The organism is Rhizobium sp. ZW T2_16 (genome assembly GCF_044987325.1).
GTDB classification, from domain to species: Bacteria; Pseudomonadota; Alphaproteobacteria; order Rhizobiales; family Rhizobiaceae; genus Neorhizobium; species Neorhizobium cellulosilyticum.
The window spans coordinates 24,428-46,775 of the sequence record NZ_JBJDRG010000023.1 but is presented as its reverse complement, the minus strand read 5'-3'; the positions used below and the strand labels follow the sequence as shown (position 1 = coordinate 46,775).

Here is a 22,348-nt window from a genome sequence, read left to right as displayed (position 1 = left end):
CTTAACGTCTCCTTGGCGCATCGCGAACAACCTGGTTCATCGTCGTGAGCCATTTCGGTGATGCCTTAGAAGATGCAAGGAGCCGCGCGAGTTCTGCTTGTTCGCTTGGGTTGCACCGGCTGATGTAGTATCGAAGGAAGGATTGGGCTGCGACCCCGTCTGGACCATCAGGATCCAGCTTAGCAACTGTTTTCAGATAGGTCTGCACGCGCGCCGTGTTGCGCTTGTCCGGGATGATCTCCGACCACCGTGACAAGACATCACCCAAGGCTTTGTGTTTATTGGCTCGATCGTAGGGTATCGGCGTAATACCACGCGACTGCCACTCGATCGCCGTGCGGTCATCTCCCGCTTCGCAGCCGACGAACGCATAACGCGGCTTGAGATCGTTGAAGTGCCTCTCGTCGGCGGCGATAGCATTCAGTAGGTAGCGCACGGGGGAGTCATTGGCGCTGTAGCCGACCAGAACTAGGTGAAAGATGCGGGCTGCGTCGTAGAGAAAGGATGTGACAATATGGCGCCTGAGATATGCGTCGCCAAAGTCCTGGTCCGTGAGTATCAGCGCCGATCCTCTCTGGGATTTCAGCGGCAGCATGCCGTGGATGTGAAGAATCCCTGCAAATTCGGTGTTTCGGCTGGGGTTTGGGATTTCGCCGAGAGCGAAGGCGGAATCTGAATATTTTTCGCGTTTAGCGGCTATGCTAAGGAGACGATCGAAGTTGGTCGTCACTAGCAGCGTCTGCCCGAAGCGTTGGCCAAGACGCACGAGGGCCGAGTGCAGGGGGTTAGGCTCGACGGTCCGGTCTAGCACTGTCTGCGCTGCCCGCCGAAGCGTACTGGCTTTGCTCGGGTCGCCATCAATGCGACGCTCCAGCATGCCAAGCACAACATCATATTCGTGTTGGGCAAAAAACTTTAGCTCCGTACGCTGCTGGTGGGTTAGAAGATCCGGTACAGTTTCCCAGGTGGGGCCACCCTTCTTCTGCACGGCCGCGAGTGGTCCGCTCATCGCGGGATCTAATTCCGCATAGATGTCTGCGACCAAGCCGCCGAAATCCGGAAGTGAGGAGGGGGCCGGGTAGGAGGCTCCGGCGCCGACAATGAACAATACTTCACCATGATCTCTCGCCGTGAGCAAATCCATGGGTAGGGGCGGGAGGTCTTTGCCGAGAACAATGGAGGTGGTCACTTGCGGCTTTCGTGCGAGAAGGGATGTGGCTGCACCTTAGACGCGAGCAGCGCTGTCCGCAACGCAGTCGGATGCAAACCTCTTGGTGGACTCAAATCCTCTTGGACTACTCGCGGACAAGCGGGTGCAAGATTTTTCAGTAGTTTGGTAGCATTGAACAGCGGGTCGCAGGTTCAAGTCCTTTCAACCGCACGGAAGCTTGTAGCGACCGTGTTTGAAACTGCGCAAGGCTTCCGAAATGATGCCTGGCGCAGGCATCGGCGGCTCATCGCGCCCTATCCGGCCTCGGCTCCCACCAGCATGTCGCACGAGGGGAACAACATCCGTGTTTCCGGACAGATGTTACAGTAACAATCTCCAGTCCCTGTCTCGGACTTCCAATGTAACAGTAACATTATCGTCCGCCGCGGCTCTTCATGATTGAATGTCGCTCGCATCAGCCACTATCCGGCAACTTGGATGCAAGGCCACAAATGGAGCCGTGAAAATGATCAGAAGATCCGCCCTTCGTTGTACCGTCGCATCGTTACTTATATCTGTCGCGACCATCGCACATGCCGCCGATCCGAAACCAGTCCTCGTGACTGCCGACAACTTCCCTCGCGCCGAAAGTGACCTCTATTTTGGCAGCATCGTCAAAGACGGCGGATTCGGCAAGTTCACTCATCGTCGCGAGCCAGCAACCATCGAGAACCAGACCGTCATCAGATTAAATAGAGACACGCTGTATTCCGCAGGGGTCTTCGATCTGGACGCGGGTCCGGTCACGATCAATCTGCCCGAGGCAGGAACACGCTTCCGATCGATGCAGGTTATCAACGAGGATCAGTATACCCAGGAGGTGGCATACGACGGGGGCGCGAAGGTCCTCTCGAAGGAGAATGTCGGCACGCGCTTCGTAGTGGTGGCCATCCGCACGCTCGTCGACCCTAACGATCCAAAGGATCTCGACACCGTTCACGCTCTCCAGGATGCCGTGAAGGTAGATCAGCCAGGTGGCCCTGGCGCATTCGAAGCGCCACGCTGGGACCAGGCGAGCCAATCGAAGGTTCGCAAGGCGTTGCTAACTCTGGCCGAAACACTCCCAGATACGAAAGGAATGTTCGGCAGGAAGGAGGACGTGGATCCGGTCCGCAGGCTCATCGGCTCGGCCTCTGCCTGGGGCGGCAATCCGGAAAAGGATGCTCTCTATCTGAACGTCGTGCCGACGAAGAACGATGGCCGCACGGTCTACAGGCTGAGCGCCAAGGATGTACCCGTGGATGGCTTCTGGTCGATCAGCCTATACAATGACAAGGGCTATTACGAGAAGAACCGCCTGGGCGTCTACAACTTGAACAGTGTCACCGCCAAGAAAGACAAGGACGGATCCGTGAATGTCCAGTTCGGCGGGTGCGATGGCAAGGTCGACAACTGCCTGCCAATCATGAAGGACTGGAACTACATGGTCCGTCTCTATCGCCCACGCGCCGAAGTGCTCGAGGGCAAGTGGGTGTTTCCGGAAGCGACGGCCACAGAGTGATCGCGAAGGGCGGCCATACTGCTGCGGGGATGGCCGCCCTCGCCGTATCTTGCATGGCAGCCGAAGCTGAGTTCCACACATTTCAGCTTATTTGAAGTCCTCAGGTTTTGGGAGGCTCCAGGTTCCATCCATCGCTGCCTTCTCGGGTCCGTAGACGCGGGCAACCAAGCTGTATTTCGCCTCCGGCGTCGGCAGCCAGTTGGCCTCCTTCTCCTTTCCGGGAGAGGTATGGCCCAGGTATATGGTCAGCGACTTGTCCTTGCCATAGACGAGGCCTTTCGTGCGATCGCCAATCGAATAGCGTTTCAGTGGATTGGCGTAAAGCAGCCGGTCCGGCAGCGTGTACAGGGTCAGTGACCAGAAAAACTTCGCAGGCGGGAGCTGGCCGGGCGGGAAATGAAGCATTGTCTGCTTGGTGCCGTCACCGACGAAGCCGCCGTACCAGGCTTCCTCCAGCGAGTTACCAAACAGTCCTTTTTCCGCCCCCATTGCGCGCGTCATGTAGTCGTTCTTGAGGAGGTCGCGTGATCCGAACAGTCCGTTGGAGCTGAGCGTTGTCTTTGCGACCTCGGCCATGGCTGCCTTCGCATCCTCGATGCCCTTGTCGATGGCGGCGAGTTCGTCCGGATTTACCTTGGGCGGGTCCCAGGCCTTGCCCGGAGCAATGCCGATTTTAGCGAAACGGGCCATGAGATCCTGCTCTGCCGGAACCGTAGGCTGGGCAAACTGCAGCAGGAAGTTGATATAACCGATGAAATCGTGCGAGGTCGCCTTGGCGGGATCGTGGAGCGGAAAAGTGACGGCGGGAGCAGGGCGAGGCGTTGGAGTTTTCAGGAAGATGCTGAGGGGGGTCAGGCGGTAGCTCTTCTGGATAGTCTTGACGTTCTCCACGTCGGCGGGACCGTCGAGCGAAGTGCGTCCGAGAATGCCGACGATTTCGGTTTCAGCCTTGATGACCGCGGTCACGCCGTTAGGCTTGGTACCGTTCCAGGCAGGCCCGGCGATCAGATAGCTGCCAGCATCAAATCCTGTTGCTCTTACTCCCACGTAGCCAAAGTTATACGTGAACAGGTCAATGAGTTGCATCACGTAATACCGGTCCGCGGGAACCTTCGGCACGCTCAACACGATCGGTTCCGCCCGCAGGTCGAGCCAGGCCCATGAGTACGGTGTATCGTTGTTCGGTGTGACTATGTCCTTGTTTTGGGGTGTGAAGGCCTGCGAGTAGTGCCTGAAGGTGTTGAAGCCACCGACATACTCCGGCGCGTCCGGCATCGTCGCCTGCTTGGACCATGTGCCGTAGGAGGCGATCGGGGCGAAGGAATAGACATATGCTTCCGTGGCGATGGCGCGGGCTTCTTCAGGCGTGGCGATCTGGGCATTAGCGGTGGATGAGAGCGCGATGACAAGTCCGGCTGCGATCTTGATCTCTCTGAACATGCTGGCGGCTCCCGATGATGCTGCAGACCGGAATGAAGCTGATCATGCAGCAACGTTGTCACGGTTGAGGGAAATAATCGCGCTGTAGCAGGTACATTAATCCCTGCCACAGAGCTTCTGGATTTGGCCAGGGAACCCGGGAGGCGCCGTTGGGATAGGCACTTCCCAGATTCTAACGACCTGGTTGATACGGCTACCTGTTGGCGGGAGACGACAACTGTTCCACCACCTTATCGAGGTTGAAGCTCGCAGGTTTCTGCCGCGGCGGGAACTCCTTGAAGGTGCTGAGCCAGGTGGCGGCCAGCGTCTGTAGAGGAACCTGGACGAAGGCATGATCGGCGAGCCACTTATCGTAAAGGATCGACTCGTCGCCCCGTTCAAATGGATCGGAGCGCAGGTTGAACAGCTTCGGGATGCGCAACTCCTCGAAACCCCGCATCCATACCCCGATTCCGTCATGGTTCTGCTCAAGGAACACCGCTTTCCAGAAGTCGTACCGGATGGCCACGAGCTGGCCATCGTCGTTCCAGTAGACAAACTCCCGTCGCGGCGCGTCTTTCACCTCTCCCTTGAAGAAAGGCATAAGGTTAAAACCGTCCAGATGGACCTTGAACGTCTTGGTGCCGAATGTACCGCCCTTCAGGCATTTTTCGACAACGTCAGGGTCTCCGCCTGCCGCCGAGAAGGTCGGAATCAGGTCGTAATGCGAGAAGGCCTCGTTGAAGACAGTGCCTGGCTTCAACGTGCCCGGCCAGCGGATGAGCATCGGAACACGGTAGCCGCCCTCCCAGTTGGTCGCTTTCTCACCCCTGAACGGAGTGTTGCCACCGTCCGGCCAGGACATCACCTCCGCGCCGTTGTCGGTTGTGAAGACGACGATCGTGTTGTCGGCGACGCCGAGATCATCGAGCTTCTGCAGCAACTGCCCGACGTAGCCGTCCAGTTCCACCATTCCGTCCGCGTACAGACCCAGGCCGGTCTTGTTTCTGGATTCCGGTTTGAGATGGGTGAAGACATGCATGCGAGTCGGATTGAAGTAGCAGAACCATGGCTTGTCGGCCTTCTGCTGCCTGTCGATGAAGTCCAGAGCCGCACCGAGGAATTCCTCGTCCACGGTCTCCATCCGCTTCACACTCAAAGGACCGGTGTCCTCGATGCGGCCGTCAGCGGTAGCTTTGATGACCCCGCGCGGGCCGAACCGTTTCGCGAACTCCGGGTTTTTCGGATAGTCGGGGTTCTCCGGTTCCTCCTCCGCGTTCAGATGGTAGAGGTTGCCGAAGAACTCGTCGAAACCATGGTTCGTCGGAAGAAACTCGTCCTTGTCGCCGAGGTGGTTTTTCCCGAACTGCCCGGTTGCATATCCAAGCGGCTTCAGGAATTCCGCGACACTCGGATCTTCAGCACGAAGACCGATGTCAGCCCCGGGCAGACCGACCTTCGTCAGGCCGGTGCGGATCGGCGACTGCCCTGTGATGAATGCGGCGCGGCCGGCTGTGCAACTCTGCTCGCCATACCAGTCGGTGAACATCGCTCCCTCGTTGCCGATCCGGTCGATGTTGGGGGTCCGGTAGCCCATCACTCCGCGATTGTAGATGCTCGCGTTGAACCAGCCGACATCGTCGGCCATGATCATCAGGATATTCGGCTTGCGGCCAACGCCGCTCCCAGCGGACGCTGTCTGCTGCGCCGAGGCAGGAGTTTGCGCGGACAGTGTTACCGCTGTCGCTGCCAAAGCCGTTGTTGCCGCAAGCAAGTTGCGTCGGCTAAGCCCACGGGCGGGCTCAGGCATGTTGTCGCTCGTCGTCATCGTACGCTCTCCGTAGCTGGAACATTCCGTGCTCGAGGATATGGACGGTTGAGGGCAAAGGAAGCTTGTTACAGTAACAGCAAGGTAACATTGACTGTCTGATGGCGTTGGGCAGATCGTCCGGTTCAATCACAGGAACAGCAAGCGCTTAACGATCTTCCCCAGCTCCGCGTACGGAAGGAAGGATGCGCCGGCTAGCAGCAGTGGAACCAGGGCGGGAACGAGAGCTGCGAGCACGCTGCCTTTGTTGAGAAGAAGAGCTGACGTTTTCAGCGACGCTCTGTACAGCAGCTTCAAGTCATGGACCTCGCTTGTATCCGAATTCATCTCCGCGTGATCTTCGACGACGTTCTTCCCCAACGTCTTTCGCTCGTTCCACCGTTCGAAGTCGAGCCCCTTCGTCAGTGACAGGAGAATGGCGTCGCGTTTGAGCCGGGACACCTGCCTGGCGAGCGGCACGAGCGGAAGAGCGAAATAGATCGCAACGACCGCCAGCCACGCCGCACAGACCGACGTGAACAAGCCGGGCGTCACTGTCTGCCGCTGCATCACATGCCCGATGCCTGCGGCAAAGACACAACTGACCGCCACCGTGAACAATCCGTACCCCGCGGGGTAAAAACCGAGAAAGCCAAGTCCGCCGTGGCCGTCAGGATGCGTCACGGCCAACCGAAGACGGCACCTCGCGATGTGGCCGAGGAAGCGCCACCAGAGGAGGTGTCTCCACATGAGGCGTGTCAGCAGAAACCAGAATAGGCTGTTCCCGAAGATGAGACCCCAGAGCCCCGCCAGAGTGAGACCACCTTCGTACACGGCCCATCCCGGCGCTTCGCCGTGCAGGAATCTTCCAACGTTGATGACCGATGCACCAACAGCCAGGGCAAGACAAGTGAGTTCGGGAAGCGAGGCCGCCGTCCGATCTCTAGCCTTGGCGAGTGCCGTCCTGGCATCTGTCATCGACTGCGAGGCGATCAGCGGGATACGGAACAGCAATGCGACGCACTCGTCGATGGCGAAGGCGATCGGCTTCTCTGAAAGCGTCAGCAATGCGGGTGCGATCAGGAATTTGGCCCACGCACCCCAATCCTGGAAAAAGAGTGCCGCGCCATTTGCACCACGGGTCGCCAGCAGACAAAGCAAGGGGAGGGCCCAGCAGAGGAGTGCGAAGACAAAGGCCCGTCGTCCAGGTCGCTTCAGACCCACCCGCGCCATCAGGTCCAAGAATGGGCCGCCCTGCATGGGTCTAAGGCAGTCGTCGTCCCCGGGGGCCATCATGCTAGCCATCTGAAGCCACAGCAGTGGACTTGACCTGCTGCGCGCGGATAGCGGTCGCAGCCGCGGCCGCTCCGTCCCGGTCGTCGCCACCGACCTGTACCGAAGGCGTGGCGAACTCGATGCCGTTTGCCTGAAACGCTTCCCGGATCATCAGATTTGCGCGACGACGGATCATGGATTGGAGCGGGGAGGGGCGAAGCATCATGCCGAAGCTCAGCACGACGCCATAGTCACCGAACTCCTCCAGCCCCTTCATCTTGAGCGGCTCGATGAAGATCGGCCCGAGTTCCGGGTCCTCCAGAAGGGCTGCGCCGATTTTCTTCGTCAGCTTGCGCGCCTTTTCCAGGTCCGTGTCGTAGGAGACTGAAATCCTGAACTTCACGACACCCCAGTCGCGACTCATGTTCTGTACGGCGCCAAGTTCGCCGAACGGAACCGTGTAGACCGGGCCGCGGTGGTGGCGCAGGCGCACGGAACGCAGGCTAAATCCTTCCACCGTGCCCTTGTAGCTCTTTGCCTGGATGTACTCGCCAACGCGGAAGGCGTCGTCGAGCATGTAGAAAACGCCACCGATTACATCCTTGACCAGCGTCTGCGACCCAAAGCCGATTGCCACCCCGAAAATGCCCGCGCCTGCAAGCAGTGGGCCGATTTCCACACCCAGTTCCGCAAGCACGATCAGGGCAGCGAAAACGAGGACCGCAACCGCCAGCACGTTGCGGAGGATCGGTAGCAGCGTCCTCAGCCTTGCCTGTCTCGCGAAGCGCGCCGGATCGGGCGACGGTTCCTGTGACGATATCTCCCGGTCGATCCAGGATCTTGCGAGATGCCAGCCGAGATCTGCAAGAAGCACAATGACGACGCTCTTCAGAAGACCGTAGGCCAGTGCTTCGGTTGCGGGACTGCTGTGCACCAGGGAGTCGGGGTTAAGGCGCCACACGATAGCGAGCCATGCAACAGCCGCTGCGACCACTGCCGCACGGACACCACGGACCACGAGAACATGTCTCATACTGCCGGGCTGGTCTGGATACGCTTCTGCTGCCGCCTTGCCTGCGAAGCGTAGCAGCGATGGCAGTGCGATCGCATAGACGCCAACCCAGAAGAGGCCCCTGAGGCCAATGGACCATAGCCCCCAGATGACGAGGAATGAAAGACAGAGCGCGATCCGTGTGCGGAGAGGATGGTTGAAGGTAGAGATGACGGCTTCGCAAGCCAGCGCGAGTACAATGATGGAAAAGCTGAACGCAATCGCATGCGTAACAGCTGCATCGATAGCAAGCGATCGGCCGAGGCTTGCTGCTGCAACGGCAGTTACGATAGTTCCAAGGATGACTTTAACGCGTCTGCGCGTGGGCCTGTCAGGAACGACCGCGTCAAGTGTCGCCGCGAGCGCACGGTATACGACAAGTGTAAGAAGCGAGACGAGAAGAACCATGCGCGCGGTCGGCGGCCAATCGAGCGCGAAGAACACCGCTATCATCGCGGACGAGAAGACAGCGATCGCCAGCAGACGTTCCCGAAGTCCGCCGCCGCGCGGCCTTGAGCGCGCGAAAAGGGATTCGGCGACGAGCCCGATAGCGGTCAGCCCGAAGAATACAATGAAGACGGGAAGCTTTCCGTGGGACATAGCATCCGCCCTGACACGGGAGGCCGCAGCGATCACCTCGCCCGGAACCCTTGGCATGGCATTAGCGATCGCATCAATCCGATTTCGGGTCGCGGTCTCCCATGCCGACAGCCCGTCCTCCGCATGGGCGGGATCAGGGACTTTTGTTATCGGAGCCGTCTCCAGCCATGAGCGAACCTCCGGATCCTGCAGCAACCGAACGAGGTTGTCGATTTTCCGTGGCCGCGGCCCCTCCTGAGCGAAAGCCACGGTATGCAACACAAGGAGAAGGAGCAGGGCGCCGATCCAACTCCCGAGCGCCTGCCTCCATCTATTGCTCAAATGCGAACACCTTTTTCCAGTCCGCCTTCATGTCGACGATCAGCCAGTTGCGGCGTTCTGCCTCGTTCAAAGCCTTGTCCAGCTTGCCGATGGCGCTCTTGCGGTCGTAGGCGACCTCCCTGTCGGCGTCCGTGTGGTGGACGACCATCGCAAAGCCAGGGCCTTTGGCGGCAGTCACCCAGCGCAGCATCTCGTAGTCCCCGTCGGAATTACCTGCGACAAAGATCGGCTTCCTGCCAATGAACCTGTTTATTCCGGTCGGCTTGCCCTTGCCGTCGTCGACGAAGTCAAGCTTCGGAAGTCGCTTGAGAACGGGTACGTCGCCGACTATGGCGAACTCGGTGGTGATCGTGCTGCCGACGACCTGCTCCGGCGGTATGCCGTACATCTTTTCCGTCATCGGCCGCATGAACTCGACGCCGCCTCCGGAGACGATAAAGGTCTTGAACCCGTTCGCTCGGAGATAGTCCAGGAGTTCCCGCATCGGCAGATAGGTCATCTCGTCATACGGTCTGCCAGTCTTCGGATGCTTTGCGCTCGCAAACCAGTCGCTGACGATCTTCGAGAACTGATCCGTCGTCATGCCGGAATGGGTGGCGGCGAGGAGGTCCGTCAAACCTTTCTGGCCGTTCTGGGCGACGCCCTTGATGTCTCCTGCGATAGCTGACTTGTACGGCTCCTTGGACTTCCACTCCGGGTGCTGTGGCGCGAGCGCCTTCACCCGGTCGAATACGAATGCAAGCTGGTTGTAGACCGGTTGCTCCGACCAAAGCGTTCCGTCGTTGTCGAAGACGGCGATGCGGTCTGCAGGGGCGACGTAGCCTTCGCTGCCTTCAGTCACAGTCGCTGTGACGAAATCCATGATGCGGCTTCTTGCTCCGGTGTCGTTCCAGCTAGGAAGCGCCTCCTGCGCATGCGCTGAACGCATCACGCCAGAGAACAGGAGGCAGAGAGCGACCGCGAATGCGGCGAGCAGGCAGTCGGTGGTGATCGCGTATCTTCTCATGGTCGTTGTCCTTCGTTGACGGGCCGCTTAATGCAGCGGAAGCCTACGTGGCTGGTTGATGTGTCTTCCGGCTCGGCGTGCCGCGCCGCAGGCCGGTAGCGGCGGCAGTAGTTCGGGGCGCAGAGATGCGAGCCGCCCTTGAGGACACGCCGGGCGATCCGTATCGCCGGTTGCCTTAGGTCGTAGCTCGCATCCTGCGGGCCGCCGCGTGGGTTCTTCGGAATGCAGCACGCGTGCTCGGCAGGTTCTGGATGCTTTGTGGACCAGAAGTCACTGGTCCACTCCCATACGTTGCCAATCATGTCGTAGAGGCCATATCCGTTTGGCGGAAACGAACGGACGGGTGACGTCCTCTCCTCACCCTTCTGCTTCGCCGAACGGATTGGAAACGTGCCGCTCCAGGTATTCGCCATTGGGACACCGCCGGGCGCGAGCTCTTCTCCCCACGCATACTCGGCGTTCTCCAGCTTACCCCGCGCAGCCCGCTCCCATTCAGCTTCGGTCGGCAGATCAAGTTGCGCCCAGTCAGCATAGGCTTTCGCGTCTGAATAAGCGACATGCACGACCGGGTGGTCGAGTTTGCCGCGCAGATCGCTCAAGCCGCCGAGGGGCCGTCGCCAGTTTGCGCCGAACTTGAACGTCCACCACTGCGAGATGTCGGGCCCCTCGACAGACTTTGGCTGCGTGAACACGAGAGATCCCGCCCTAAGCATTTCGGGTTTTGCCCCTGGATAGTCGTTTGGATCAGGCGCTCTTTCTGCGACCGTTACGTGCCCGGTCACCTCGACAAATTCCTTGAACTGCCTGTTCGTGACCGGCGATTCCATGATCCAGAAACCGTCGACACTCACCGGATGCGCCGGCGCTTCCTCCGGGTAATGCTTGTCTGATCCCATGGTGAAAGTGCCTCCCGGAATCCAGACCATCCCACCGGCCTGTTGCCGCCGTTCTTTCGGACTATCGAATGCCAATGCCATCGCCACCTCCGGAATTGATAGCCGACCATATCCGGCAGAGGCGGGGAGGAAAGATTGTTACAGTAACATTGGGGTATCAAGCAGACGGATTGAGCTCGGGTAGTGCCGATCGAGCGCCCCTCCCCGCCGGCCGCGGGATGACAATCGCATCCGCCAGGACCTGGCGGTCGAGAAGCACGTCGTCTGAGCGGAACAGTCGCCGTTCGAGTATCGCGACCTGCGTCTGCAGCCGGGTATTCTGCTCGGACGATGTCCAATCGGCCAGTGTCGCGTAGCCCTGCTTGCCGATCCAGTGCTGCAATGCGCGATAGATGGCGGCATCATCTTCAGTCTTGATAACTGCCTGCAAGCGGCGGAGCATTTTCGCTGGAGAATTTCGGCGCTCCTTGCGAACCTGCCTAACCCGAGCACGAACCTCTGGCAGGTATCGCCAAGCCAGGAGGCCAGCTGCGAGGTCAATAAGCACGAGCGCAAGCAGCGTCGGCCAAAGGACGCTTCCATGCTCTGCAGGCACCTCGTCGATTACTGGTGCGATACCCTTGGGCTCATCAGCAGGCGCGGCTGCGACGACCACTTCGACTGCGGGAAGGGAGGCGGTCGCGGCTGAATGTGACTCGAGGTCGAACCATCGATACGACACCTCCGGAAGACGCAAGAGCCCAGCCTCAGGAACAGTGTAGACGATCGTCTCGGTGCGGGTACTGCCAGTTTCAACGCTTCGACCGACACTGCGCTGTGGTACGCCGTCCAAAAGGACTGGCTGTTTTGGATATTGCGCGGCGCCCTCCGCAAGTCCGACGTCCACGGGCGGGATCAGCATCGCCTGTGTATCTTCCGCAGTGACGAGGACTGTTCTCACAAGTGCGTCCCCCGGCCGCAAGTGGGCCGGGTCCCTATCGAAGGTTTCTGTTAGCGTCAGCCGCCGCGCCGCAAACATCGACGGTATCGGTCCGACAGATGCCGTAACGTCGAACGAGGGAAGGGCGACGTGCACCACGGTCTTCGTCGATTTGCCGTTGGCTGAGTAGCCAAGTTCGACCTCGATCATAGGAAGAGAGAAGGACCCCGACCGCTCAGGGACGACGATGTAGGCCTTCCTGATCACGGAATATTGCGTAGCGTCGATCGTTTGAACGATGTTTTGGGCGCGATCGCTAGACAGCGTGACCAGCGCGTCCGCCACCTCGAATAGCGGGAACTGCGGCGGCGAGGTGAAAAAATCCGGTACGAAGACATCCACGACGATATGCACCTGCTGACCGGCAACCAACTTTTCCGATCCATCGATGGACGCCCTTGCGAAAGGTTGTGCGGCGAGGGCAGGAGTGGAAAGTAGCAGAAACAAAAGAGCGAGGACCTTCATCGTGAAGTTCTCCCGGCTTCAATCGAGAATTTGCGCGCCATCAGATCGGCAGGGCTGACGACGATGTTCTTCATCCACATTTCGGAGGTCTGCTCGGCAAGTTCCATTCGCCCTTCCTTGCCCTGCTTTCCCTTGTCGTCGAACTCGATTTTGTCGGGTTGCTGACTGGGGTCGCCGCCTTGCTCGTCCTCCTTATCCTTCTGTTTTTTCACCAGCTGACGCGCGACAGAAAGGTTGGCCTTGGCGTCGATCCAGTCCGGCCGTATTCCCAACGCTTTCTCATACGCGTCGACTGCCTGCTGATATTCGTTCATATGCAGAAGCGCGTTGCCCTGATTATACCAGCTCTCGGCTGTCTCGACCGCGGCGAAGGCGTCCACTGCCTCCTGAAACTTGCCACTCCGGTAATACGCCACGCCCTTCCAGACAGGATCGGTGAACAAGCTGGCCGCCCCGTTATAGTCGCCGCGCTCGTATGCGATACGCCCTTGCTGGTCGGAGGTGAGCCACATGTCGAGGAGAGCGTCTGCGCGTGCACTGTCCGGCGATGAACAGTTGAGCGCCATCAGAAGGGCGCCTGTTTTGACAACCCAGCCCTTGCGAAAGGAGAACGCCATCGCAGCGGCGACGGGTAAGACGAGCCACCAGCCCAGGTCCTGCCAGCGGTCGCCCTCGGTCGCCTGCTTTTGCGCAAAGTTCCTGGCGACACGTTGTGCTATCCAGCGCACGTCGGCGTCGTCATCTGTGAGCGTGGCCACGGCTGCCCCTGTCTCCCTGCCGATCGCCTCCAGGGCGCTGACGTCGAGCTTCGGGAACAGCCGAGCTCCGGAGGGGTCCGTCGCGAACCCCCCATCAGTCGTCTTTACGGGCCCGCCTTGAGCCGTCCCGATCCCGAGAATGACAATGCCGCTTCTGCCAGCACTCAGAATGGTCCTGGCGTCCGCGTCCACGCCGTCCGTCAGCAGCAGGACCGTGCCCATGACGCCTTCCTTGTCGAGCAGTCCGTCAGCGAGCTCAAGCGCTGCCACGGTGTCATTACCCGGCTTTGGCATGATCCTCGTGGCCAGGGCATCCGAATAGGCGCCAAGCAACGCCGCATCCTCCGTCAGGGGCAGAACGAGATGGGCGGTGCCCGCATAGGCGATGATCGCCGTTCGCGCACCCGAGCGGGTAGCCACCACGTCCTTGATCTTGAGCTTAGCCCGCTCAAGTCTCGACGGGGTGACGTCGATCGCGTCCATCGACTGCGACAGATTGACCGCGATCACCAGAGGCGCCGTGTCCTCGACGAAGGGAGGCGCCTCGCGCTGCCAGGTCGGCCCGGCGGCGCCGATCGTGCCAGACGCCAGCATCACAGCCAGTAGCCACGATGGCCGGACCTTTGCCACTCCGGAACCATCGACGACCAGGCTGTCGAGCAGATGCGGGGCGATGATTGCTTTCCACTGCGACCTTACGTCCTGCGATCGCGCCGCCAGCCAGAGGATGAGGATCGGCAGGAGCAGGAGGACGAGAACCCATGGACGGATGAAATGGAAGTCAGCGATCATATCGGCGGCCTCCGGCGAAACAGCCTGGCCACTCCTGAGACGGCTTGAAAGCCTCCAAGGAGAATAACAGCCGCCAGCAACGGCCATTGAAACAGTTCGACGCGCGGTCGCCACGACAGGTTTTTCTGGTTTTGGGGCGTGAGCCGGTCGAGCACTTGATAGATGTCCGCAAGTTGCCTCTGGTCGCCGCCGAAGAAGTAGCGGCCGCCGGTCTTCTCGGCAATCTTTTGGAGCGTCGCGGTGTCCAGCTTTTCTTCGCCGGTTGCCGCCGGATCGCCGATCCCCACGGTATGGACGACGACACCTTTCGATTGCGCGATGTCGGCAGCCTTGAGCGGCGGCATGCGGCTCGCCGTATCGTTTCCGTCCGTGAGGACGATCAGCACCTTATCCGGCACGCTGGTATTTTCGAACATCTTGATCGCCAATCCCAACGCATCCCCGAGCGACGTACGAGGCCCGGCCATCCCGGGGACCGCATCGGCGATCAGCGTCTGGACCAGGCTATGATCCATCGTGAAGGGTGAAAGCGGGTAGGGAGCGTCGCCAAACGCGACGAGGCCAATCCGGTCGCCGGATCTTCGGCTCACGAAATCGACGACGACCTGTTTGACAGCTTCGACACGGTTAAGCGGGGAGCCGTTGATGCCGGGGAAGTCTTTGGCGTCCATTGACTGCGAGAGATCAAGTGCGAGCAGGATATCGCGCTGCGGCTCGACCTTCTCGATAGGTGGTTCGACGAACTGCGGACGAGTAAGCGCAAGGACGACCAGACACCACGTGAGCCCAGTGGATAACAGCTGCGGCCACGTCTGTTTTGCGACCACCGAGCCTTCGCTCGGCACAACGCCTGCGGCCCGCGCCACCTGATCAAAGAAGGGCAGGCGGATGGAAGCCGACGTTTCCCTGTGTGGAGGCAGCAGCCACCACGTTAGCGCGGGAAGCGGAAGGACAAGGAGCAGCCAGGGAAGCGCCAGCTCATACATGGTGCCTCTCGATCCATCGGCGGGCGTCACGGGTCAGCTCGTTGGCGAGGTTGCCTGGCAGGCGTTTCATCCACTCGTCGTTACGATATTCGAAATCGTCTGTCAGCTCACCGAGAACCCGCCCGCCTCTGGCTTCACCCTTTTGATCGAGGAAACTCGCCCAGTCTTTCCCGGATAGCGCAGCGACCTGTCCGCGGTTCCACGCGGCCAGCGCGGTTCGTTTGAGAATGCGAGCGACTTCGCGGATCGCCTCCGCCCGGGTATCATAGTTGCGGATCCTGGGCTCTATCCCCTCGAGCAGATAGAGCGCCTCGCGCCTGTAGGCGTTTGCTCTGTAGCGAAGGATCCCGCGCAGGCTCGCAAGCGCCAGAACAATGAGCAACGCGCCCACAAGCACTGCCCATCCCCACGTGTGCGGAAGCCATGAGATCGGTTCTGGCACCGCGATGTCATGCAGTGATCGTAGTGCTGCCTCGGTCGTTGGGTCTGACTCCGTCTGCTCCATCAACGCCTCCTCTGCTGCCACGCGGACTGTTCGAGAAGCCTTCGCAATTGCGGAGCGGTCTCCTTTGCCGCGGATATCGGCAGCATTGGAATTCCGAGCGCGTTCTGCCAGGCCAGCAGTTCCCGGCCGCGGTCGCGTGAAATGGTCTCGATAGAGGAGCGCACATGCTCTGTTGCGAACGCCAGCTGTGCCTGTGACCCGCCCCCACTGGCAACAACCTCGCCGAATGTCGGCAGCTCCAGAAGAAACGGATCGTAAACAAGAAGGCAGATCACATCGTTGCGGGAGGATAGTCTCACAAGCAGATCGCGCGTGCGCGGTGTGTGGCCGTCGAAATCCGATATGACCAACACCAGATGGTCGTGGTGGGCGACATTCGAGACGCTTTCAAGCACTGTGTCTAGCTGGTTGCTGTTCTGCGGTATGGATGCACTCGCGTTCAGCGCAGCATTCATACGGGCGATACGCTCGGCAAAGGCGACTACCGCACTGCGACTACGGTGCGGCTTCACCTCGTCGGTGTCACTGTCGCCGATGACGAAGCCGCCGACCCTATCTCCCGATCCCAGTATCCGCCAGGCGCAGAGCATCGCGGCTTGCGCGGCCGTCACCGATTTCATCGAAAGGCGGCTGCCGAAGAACATGTTGATGCGTTGATCGACAATGATAATGGCAGGTCTTTCCTTCTCTTCGGAATAGACGCGTATGAAAGGCCTCGTCGTTCGCGCCGTGACGCGCCAGTCAATGGATCGGATATCGTCGCCTGGAAGATAGTCGCGCAGCTCCTCGAAGGTCAGACCTCGGCCGCGCATCGACGACCTCATGCGCCCGGCCAGCTGCCGCTGGCTGCGTGCCTTCTGCACGAAACTGAGGTCCCGCGCCTGGGTCTCAAGCTTTACAAGTTCGTCGGTCGAGACGTGCACGCCGCCGCTCATGACACCGCTACCTGTTGCAAAATACGATCGATGATCTGGTCCGGCGTAGTGTTCGACGCATGCGCCTCGTAGGAGAGAATCAAACGGTGGCGGAAGACATCGTTGACGATCGCTTTCACATCGTCAGGCGTCACGTAGTCGCGGCCCTTCAGCCAGGCATAGGAACGCGAAACCTTGTCGAGGCCGATCACGCCACGCGGGCTTACGCCGACCTGCAGCAGCTTGGCGAGGTCCTTGTCGTAGCGATCCGGATATCGTGTGGCGAAGACCAGCGCGACCATGTATTTCTCGACGGGATCCGAAACCGTGATGGTTCCGATTTCCTTACGGGCGTCGAACACCGCCTGCGGGTTCAGCTTTTGCAACGGCTGCGCTTTCGAACCGCCGTGGGCCCCATTCTCCTCCTCCCGGTTGAGGCGCATGATCGCCGCCTCAGACTGCTCGTCCGGGTAGCCGACCTCAACGTGCATCAGGAAGCGGTCGAGCTGGGCTTCGGGAAGGGGATAGGTACCTTCCTGCTCGATGGGGTTCTGCGTGGCCATGACCATGAACAGGTCGGGAAGCGGGTAGCTCTTGCCGCCGACTGTGACCTGACGTTCCTCCATCGCCTCGAGCAGCGCGGACTGGACTTTGGCCGGTGCTCTGTTGATCTCGTCGGCGAGGATGAGATTGGCAAAGATCGGACCCTGCTGAAACCTGAACTCGCCCTTTCCGCCTTCCGAGAAGTAGATTTCGGATCCCGTTATGTCAGCAGGCAGCAGGTCGGGGGTGAACTGGACGCGCGAAAGCTCGGAATCAAGGTTCTTCGCCAGGCTTTTGATTGCTCTCGTCTTTGCAAGGCCCGGCAGGCCCTCGACCAGCAGGTGACCGTTCGCGAGGAGGCCCAGCAAAAGCCGCTCCACCATTTTGTCCTGGCCGACAACAGATCGACCGATGCGCTTGCCAAGTTCCAGAATATCTTCGCGAACGAGCATCTTGATTGTTCCTTCAATGCGTCAGCGGCAGGGATTGTGGATCGGCGCGCAAAGTGTCCTCCAGAACCGGTCTCGCAGGTTTCTTGGACGCTGCGGAAGACTGCTCGGCGATCGTCAGAGGCGCCGCTATCGTCGCCCCGGCCACCGTGCCGACAGTTCGCACCGTTCCACCGACTACTGCCGCGACGCCTTGGCCAAGCGTGACGTTGCTATCGGTCAGTGTCTGTCCTGTTATCAAGCGCTGGCCTATAAGCTGGACGATTTCAGGGCTTTCGGCGAACTTGCCATGGTGCAGGCTATCATCCGTCTTCACCTCGGTCAGATCGATGGCTGTGATGCCAGCCTCCTCCAGCCGCGAACGATATGGTTCCTTGGACGGATCGATGGCGCCCAGGCGTGAGACGTTTCCGGTTATGAAGCTAGAAGCCGCCAGCGCCCGGTCGTCCTGCGAGACGAAAATCGTGAACTTCGGCTTGGGATCGCCCATCTCGACGTACTGTTTGGCGAATACCTGGATGTCGATGTCGGGTGAGGCGAGGATGACGTTGTGGATCTTGGCGTTTACGTGCCCGTCGCGGATTCCCATCTGCCGCAGCGACTCCATCGCAAGCCATGTCCCCATTGAGTGCGCAAGGATCGTGATGTCTTTCACCGCCGGATCCTGAGCAAGCACCCGCAGCGACTGCTCGAGCGCAGTCCGCGAATAGTTGGTGCTCTCCTTGTCATATTCGTATCCCGTCAGCTCGGCGCGGGATGGCCAGGTGAAGAGCATGGGAGTGGCCCGCATGCCGCTGTCATGGACAATCTGGGCCAGCCTGAAGACCGAATCCTCATATGTGTTGTTAAAGCCGTGAATAAAAACGAGCGCGTGACCTCCTTCTAAATGCTTGCGGAACCATTCGCGCCCTTCCGGGATGGTATCGATCCGGTCCACCCGCGTTACCGCAAAGTCGGTCGACGGGTTTGCGGGAAGCCGTTTCGGCCATTGGACGGTTCCCGCTTCCCGCCGAGGCGGAATGGAGACCGCGACATCAGTCAGATAGGGTATGGGACTGCGCTCCCCATTGAACAAGGTCGCCGGGTCGCCAGAAGGCTGCCGCGTCGTCGCGACAAGCATGTCGACCTGGGCCGTCTTTGGTCCCGAAGCATCCAAGGCCACCGGTTGCATAACGCCACTCGGATGTCCGCAACCAGAAAGAACGAGGAACCCCAGGAAAACAGTCCGCCGCGACGTGTTCATCTATTGTGCCGCGATGATGGGTGGCTTCGTGATGGATAGCGGCATTGAGATGTTGAGAAAAACGACGTCACCTTCGGCTCGATTTTCCGTCGAGAACTCATGGAAGTACTTGATCCTCGTCGAGATGGGCACATCGCCCGCCTTGAATGTCCAACCGATCGTCGCGCCAATCGCCGCCGCTCGCCCTTTGAAGTCGCTTCTGGCTCCGGCCCCGCTGTCGCCAGTGACTTGATCGTAGTAATAGCCGACCAGTCCGGCGTCGAACTGTTCGTTGAAGTGTTGGACGGCTGCCCACTCGAAATGGAATTCGTTGCCAGTTCGGTAATCCGTGGCGGGGTTCTCGGCGTTGAAAGTCATGCCCACGACTGCCGACAGGTCGAGGCCGATCGCTGGATCCAGCCAGGTCACGCCAGCTGAAACATCCGCGCCCCAGTGGTGAAAGGCAATGTTCGATATCTCGCCCTCCTGATAGTCGCCGATCGGCACGTTGACGAGCAGCCCCGTCTGCCAGTGAAAGTTTCCCGCTTCCCATCCCAGGAGAGCGCCGAGAACCGGATCGCCGATGGTGAATACGTCGTCGGAGACTGATCCAGAGGCGGCGCCTCCGAGCGGTCCCGCCAGTGTCAGGTCCGCATCAGTGTTCTTCCAGCCAACGGGAAGCGTCGCGGACAGACCGAGATGGGCACCCATGACCTCTTCGGGAAGAACCCACAGGACCGTTGGAACCTCGATGACCGCCGAGCCCTCGACCCCGACCGCCAGTCGACCCCCGGAAGGAAGCGCCCGCCCGCCGCCGAGGTCGCCCGAGTAGATGTACACGTCGTTGGAGAAGAATACGCCTGGCGGCGGCGTGATTGCCGCGGCCGGACCTTTCGAGCCGAGAAGGTAGAAACCCGCGCCGCCTTCCGCCGCCAATGTCACTGTCGGGAGCAGCGCGCAAGCTGCGAATATCGTCAGTCGTCTTCCAAGATCGCCGATCATGCGTTGTCAGTCTCCATTGAACCCGATGCCTAACGTCTGCGGAAAGCACCGCCGCCGCCGTGGAAGCCACCGCCGCCGCCATGGAACCCGCTGAACTCGCGCCCACCGCCGCCGCGCCCGCCAAACTGTCGGCCTCCACCTTGGAACTGACCGATGTCATGACGGCCGAATTCGCGGGAGAGATCCCGCTGGTTGCCCGCGTGCCGGGCGGTTCGGTCGATGCCAAGATGGTCAGGCGCACGTTCGCGGACCTGCCGACGGGGCTCCGCATTCGAATGGTTTTGGACGCGGTTCTGGACACGCTCCCTCGCAGCCGGATTGTTCTGTATGTTTTCGGCGCGCTGCGGAGCGTTCTGACGGAGGCGATCCGCCGCCTCCGGATGGTTTGAGGCGAAATGCTCGCCCGCGTTCTTGAGCCCGTCTGTCCCTGGACGATTGACGGGATTCCAGCCGTCCGGCGTGTGCTTCTGCCACTCCCCGTTCTCGCGGCGGTAGACGTTGCCGTCACGTCCCGCATAAATGTCGCCGCCCTTGCCACCCGCAACGAAGCCGCGGTCACCGGAGGAATTGCGCCAGTAAAGACCACCCGCGTCGCCCGTCGTTCCACCGCTGATCCTCGCGAACTCGCCGCCGTGCCTCACCGCCGCTGTACCCCATGAACCGTAGACATTGCTCCCGCCGCGGGCAGCGACGGCATTGCCTGTTCTCGGATTGAAGGCGGCGACGAAACCGCGGGAACCCGCCGGGCCAGATATTGCGCCGCCCCTGACATAAGTTCCTGTTCGGGGGTTGTAGGCCGCGCCGCCAGCAATGCCGCGATAGGGGCCGTAGGCGTAGCCATACCGCCCGAAGGTGCCGAAAGCTGGATTGTAGAAGGCTCCGACCCCATAGGTGACGGGGCGTGGATAGTAGGGCCAGTAGCCTCCCGACCAGCCGAAGTCCCACCAGGCGGGGTAGGCCCAGCCCGTCCCCCAGACGAGCGCATCCCACGCGAGGTAGGCTCCGAGGTAGCCCGCGGTGTAGCCGTACCAGACAGCGTCGGGCTCGGTGTCGTACACCCTGACATAGGTGACGTTGTAGAGCGGCGACGATGCCGGGATCTTGTAGATCTCGTCGGGAACCGCCTTGGCCACCAGGAACGTTCCGGATGGCGAGTCACCGACGAACCATACGCCATTTTTCAGAACGAAGTATTTGTCGGCAACCCTGATGACCTGCTCGTTCGAATTTACCGCATACGCGAGCGAGGTTCCATCGATCGGCTCGAACCTGGGATCCCCGCTATAGGAGATATCGATCTTGACCGTGCCATCGGTCGCGACCCGCGCCATCTGCGGGATACTCGCCTTGAGCCGGGCTTCGGCGCTTTCGGACGTGCCGGGAATGGAGGCCCGTACCGCGTAGTAGGATACGTCCTGCGGGATGTTCTGGAAGTCTGCGGGCAGTGTTGGAGTCGCAAACACCCAGGGACCGTCGAGCGAAGCGCTTGCGAACCAGCGGCCCGAGAGAAGGACATACCAGTTCTTGTCCGCCGGACGGAAGAAGACATCGCTGGTTGTGTTCGACGCCCACTCCAACCGTGTTCCCGGCACCGTTTCCAATGCGGGCTCTCCATCGAAGACGAGGAGTTCCGCTGGCAGGTCGGAATGGAAGACTTTGGGTGTCCCACGATCTGCAAATTTCTGGGCGGGCAGGGCGGCTTTCACGTCCTTCCAGTCGTCCTCATCTGGCAGTGACGAAATCTGCGCCGGCAGTTCCGTGACTTCGTTCCAGTTTCCTGTGAGGCTATCCGCGGTCAGCCAGCTTTTCTCGTCACGGAGATAGAACCGCTTGTCTTCGTCGGCCTGGAAGATGTCCCAGTTGGTGTTGACCACGAAGGAGAGGCCCTGGACCCCTTTCACCGGGGAGACGACGGCTTTCCCGTCGGTCTGGACGAGGATGGCTGGCACATCGCTGTGGAATACGGGTGGCGGATCTGCCTTGAGGCCCGATACGTCGTTGAGGCGCTTGTAGTCCGCCAGGCTTGCCGTCAGACGGTCCTGCGATACCGTGATCGGATCAGTCGGAAGGATCCGGCCCACGCCGATTGCCAGTTTTGCGAGCTCGTCCTTGTCGAGCGTTGAGAAGTTCACTTCCGTTGCCTCGACTTGGGTCAGCACAACGTTGTCAGTCTCGTCGTCGGAGACTGTCTTCGCAGTCACTCCGATCACGCCATATACCGGAGAGGCATCTTTCGACGGTTTCAGCTCCGCAGCGATCAGAGCGTCGAGCTTCGTAAAGCCCGGCCAGTCCACCACCTGCGGCTGGAAGAGTGTGAGAGCTGCGCCGCTGTCGGCGGTGAAGGTTCTAGGCCATGATTGGGCTTCGGCTGCCGTCTGGCTGAGATACTGGCCGCTGATGAACCCATTCTTGTTGTCGAACGATATTGCGCACCACGCTCCGCTCGCGTCGCACTCCTTGAGATCGACCTGCGCGCCCTGCGGGACCTTGCCGATCGCGGCAAAGCCGGTTCCGGGTCCAGAGCGAAGATTGACATTAGCCGTGACGCTTGCGGGGTCAGCCAGCACGTTGCCTGCGAGGAATGTGGAGGCGACCAGGAGGACAAATGGAATTCGCATTGTAACGATCCTTCGACATCATTGCCCGC

The 22,348-nt window shown here is 60.3% G+C and carries 17 protein-coding genes; 1 reads left to right on the top strand and 16 read right to left on the bottom strand.

What is annotated here, in order from left to right; genetic code table 11:
• Position 1: 1 nt before the first annotated feature.
• The gene (locus ACI3K0_RS27165; protein ID WP_404946648.1) at positions 2–1,189 is read right to left on the bottom strand and encodes an SIR2 family protein; all 1,188 of its coding nucleotides are present in this window, start codon (positions 1,187–1,189) and stop codon (positions 2–4) included.
• 487 nt (positions 1,190–1,676) lie between these two features.
• Here ACI3K0_RS27165 and ACI3K0_RS27160 point away from each other — a divergent pair, with 487 nt between their 5' ends.
• Positions 1,677–2,711, top strand: a complete 1,035-nt coding sequence (locus ACI3K0_RS27160; protein WP_404946647.1) for a DUF1254 domain-containing protein — start codon at positions 1,677–1,679, stop codon at positions 2,709–2,711.
• An 87-nt stretch (positions 2,712–2,798) separates the two neighbouring features.
• Here the strand turns inward: ACI3K0_RS27160 and ACI3K0_RS27155 are convergent, their stop codons facing one another.
• From ACI3K0_RS27155 to ACI3K0_RS27085, 15 genes are all read right to left on the bottom strand, one after another.
• A complete protein-coding gene (locus tag ACI3K0_RS27155; RefSeq protein WP_404946646.1) occupies positions 2,799–4,151 on the bottom strand; it encodes a DUF1254 domain-containing protein in 1,353 nt (450 codons plus the stop codon).
• Between the two features lie 193 nt (positions 4,152–4,344).
• Positions 4,345–5,958, bottom strand: a complete 1,614-nt coding sequence (locus ACI3K0_RS27150; protein ID WP_404946645.1) for an arylsulfatase — start codon at positions 5,956–5,958, stop codon at positions 4,345–4,347.
• Positions 5,959–6,087: 129 nt separating this feature from the next.
• Positions 6,088–7,170, bottom strand: a complete 1,083-nt coding sequence (locus ACI3K0_RS27145; protein WP_404946657.1) for a hypothetical protein — start codon at positions 7,168–7,170, stop codon at positions 6,088–6,090.
• A 64-nt stretch (positions 7,171–7,234) separates the two neighbouring features.
• On the bottom strand, positions 7,235–9,184 hold the full coding sequence (locus tag ACI3K0_RS27140; protein ID WP_404946644.1) for a mechanosensitive ion channel family protein: 1,950 nt from the start codon (positions 9,182–9,184) through the stop codon (positions 7,235–7,237).
• Positions 9,174–10,190 carry an HAD family hydrolase gene (locus ACI3K0_RS27135; protein ID WP_404946643.1) on the bottom strand — a complete coding sequence of 339 codons (1,017 nt, stop codon included), beginning with the start codon at positions 10,188–10,190 and terminating at the stop codon, positions 9,174–9,176. The genes ACI3K0_RS27140 and ACI3K0_RS27135 overlap by 11 nt, the downstream gene beginning before the upstream one ends.
• Positions 10,187–11,167, bottom strand: coding sequence for a formylglycine-generating enzyme family protein (locus tag ACI3K0_RS27130; RefSeq protein WP_404946642.1), 981 nt, complete (start codon positions 11,165–11,167; stop codon positions 10,187–10,189). The genes ACI3K0_RS27135 and ACI3K0_RS27130 overlap by 4 nt, the downstream gene beginning before the upstream one ends.
• Positions 11,168–11,243: 76 nt before the next feature.
• Positions 11,244–12,530, bottom strand: a complete 1,287-nt coding sequence (locus tag ACI3K0_RS27125; RefSeq protein ID WP_404946641.1) for a hypothetical protein — start codon at positions 12,528–12,530, stop codon at positions 11,244–11,246.
• Positions 12,527–14,080 (bottom strand): tetratricopeptide repeat protein, encoded by a 1,554-nt coding sequence (locus ACI3K0_RS27120; protein WP_404946640.1) that lies wholly within the window; start codon positions 14,078–14,080, stop codon positions 12,527–12,529. The genes ACI3K0_RS27125 and ACI3K0_RS27120 overlap by 4 nt, the downstream gene beginning before the upstream one ends.
• Positions 14,077–15,066 carry a vWA domain-containing protein gene (locus ACI3K0_RS27115; RefSeq protein WP_404946639.1) on the bottom strand — a complete coding sequence of 330 codons (990 nt, stop codon included), beginning with the start codon at positions 15,064–15,066 and terminating at the stop codon, positions 14,077–14,079. The genes ACI3K0_RS27120 and ACI3K0_RS27115 overlap by 4 nt, the downstream gene beginning before the upstream one ends.
• Complete coding sequence (locus ACI3K0_RS27110; RefSeq protein WP_404946638.1) at positions 15,059–15,571, bottom strand: DUF4381 domain-containing protein; 513 nt, start codon at positions 15,569–15,571, stop codon at positions 15,059–15,061. Before ACI3K0_RS27110 ends, ACI3K0_RS27115 begins: the two co-directional genes overlap by 8 nt.
• Complete coding sequence (locus ACI3K0_RS27105) at positions 15,571–16,506, bottom strand: DUF58 domain-containing protein (RefSeq protein ID WP_404946637.1); 936 nt, start codon at positions 16,504–16,506, stop codon at positions 15,571–15,573. The genes ACI3K0_RS27110 and ACI3K0_RS27105 overlap by 1 nt, the downstream gene beginning before the upstream one ends.
• Complete coding sequence (locus tag ACI3K0_RS27100; protein WP_404946636.1) at positions 16,503–17,480, bottom strand: AAA family ATPase; 978 nt, start codon at positions 17,478–17,480, stop codon at positions 16,503–16,505. The genes ACI3K0_RS27105 and ACI3K0_RS27100 overlap by 4 nt, the downstream gene beginning before the upstream one ends.
• A 13-nt stretch (positions 17,481–17,493) precedes the next feature.
• Positions 17,494–18,720, bottom strand: coding sequence for an alpha/beta hydrolase (locus ACI3K0_RS27095; protein ID WP_404946635.1), 1,227 nt, complete (start codon positions 18,718–18,720; stop codon positions 17,494–17,496).
• Positions 18,721–19,701, bottom strand: coding sequence for a transporter (locus ACI3K0_RS27090; protein WP_404946634.1), 981 nt, complete (start codon positions 19,699–19,701; stop codon positions 18,721–18,723). It abuts the gene before it with no gap.
• Between the two features lie 29 nt (positions 19,702–19,730).
• Positions 19,731–22,319 carry an SH3 domain-containing protein gene (locus ACI3K0_RS27085; RefSeq protein ID WP_404946633.1) on the bottom strand — a complete coding sequence of 863 codons (2,589 nt, stop codon included), beginning with the start codon at positions 22,317–22,319 and terminating at the stop codon, positions 19,731–19,733.
• Between the last annotated feature and the right edge of the window lie 29 nt (positions 22,320–22,348).

What these genes read in the sequence shown, in the direction of transcription:
- ACI3K0_RS27160 (WP_404946647.1), top strand. Translation starts at nt 1,677, where the DNA reads ATGATCAGAAGATCCGCCCTTCGTTGTACCGTCGCATCGTTACTTATA.
- ACI3K0_RS27155 (WP_404946646.1), bottom strand. Translation starts at nt 4,151, where the DNA reads ATGTTCAGAGAGATCAAGATCGCAGCCGGACTTGTCATCGCGCTCTCA.
- ACI3K0_RS27150 (WP_404946645.1), bottom strand. Translation starts at nt 5,958, where the DNA reads ATGACGACGAGCGACAACATGCCTGAGCCCGCCCGTGGGCTTAGCCGA.
- ACI3K0_RS27145 (WP_404946657.1), bottom strand. Translation starts at nt 7,170, where the DNA reads ATGGCGCGGGTGGGTCTGAAGCGACCTGGACGACGGGCCTTTGTCTTC.
- ACI3K0_RS27135 (WP_404946643.1), bottom strand. Translation starts at nt 10,190, where the DNA reads ATGAGAAGATACGCGATCACCACCGACTGCCTGCTCGCCGCATTCGCG.
- ACI3K0_RS27130 (WP_404946642.1), bottom strand. Translation starts at nt 11,167, where the DNA reads ATGGCATTGGCATTCGATAGTCCGAAAGAACGGCGGCAACAGGCCGGT.
- ACI3K0_RS27125 (WP_404946641.1), bottom strand. Translation starts at nt 12,530, where the DNA reads ATGAAGGTCCTCGCTCTTTTGTTTCTGCTACTTTCCACTCCTGCCCTC.
- ACI3K0_RS27120 (WP_404946640.1), bottom strand. Translation starts at nt 14,080, where the DNA reads ATGATCGCTGACTTCCATTTCATCCGTCCATGGGTTCTCGTCCTCCTG.
- ACI3K0_RS27115 (WP_404946639.1), bottom strand. Translation starts at nt 15,066, where the DNA reads ATGTATGAGCTGGCGCTTCCCTGGCTGCTCCTTGTCCTTCCGCTTCCC.
- ACI3K0_RS27110 (WP_404946638.1), bottom strand. Translation starts at nt 15,571, where the DNA reads ATGGAGCAGACGGAGTCAGACCCAACGACCGAGGCAGCACTACGATCA.
- ACI3K0_RS27105 (WP_404946637.1), bottom strand. Translation starts at nt 16,506, where the DNA reads ATGAGCGGCGGCGTGCACGTCTCGACCGACGAACTTGTAAAGCTTGAG.
- ACI3K0_RS27100 (WP_404946636.1), bottom strand. Translation starts at nt 17,480, where the DNA reads ATGCTCGTTCGCGAAGATATTCTGGAACTTGGCAAGCGCATCGGTCGA.
- ACI3K0_RS27095 (WP_404946635.1), bottom strand. Translation starts at nt 18,720, where the DNA reads ATGAACACGTCGCGGCGGACTGTTTTCCTGGGGTTCCTCGTTCTTTCT.
- ACI3K0_RS27090 (WP_404946634.1), bottom strand. Translation starts at nt 19,701, where the DNA reads ATGATCGGCGATCTTGGAAGACGACTGACGATATTCGCAGCTTGCGCG.
- ACI3K0_RS27085 (WP_404946633.1), bottom strand. Translation starts at nt 22,319, where the DNA reads ATGCGAATTCCATTTGTCCTCCTGGTCGCCTCCACATTCCTCGCAGGC.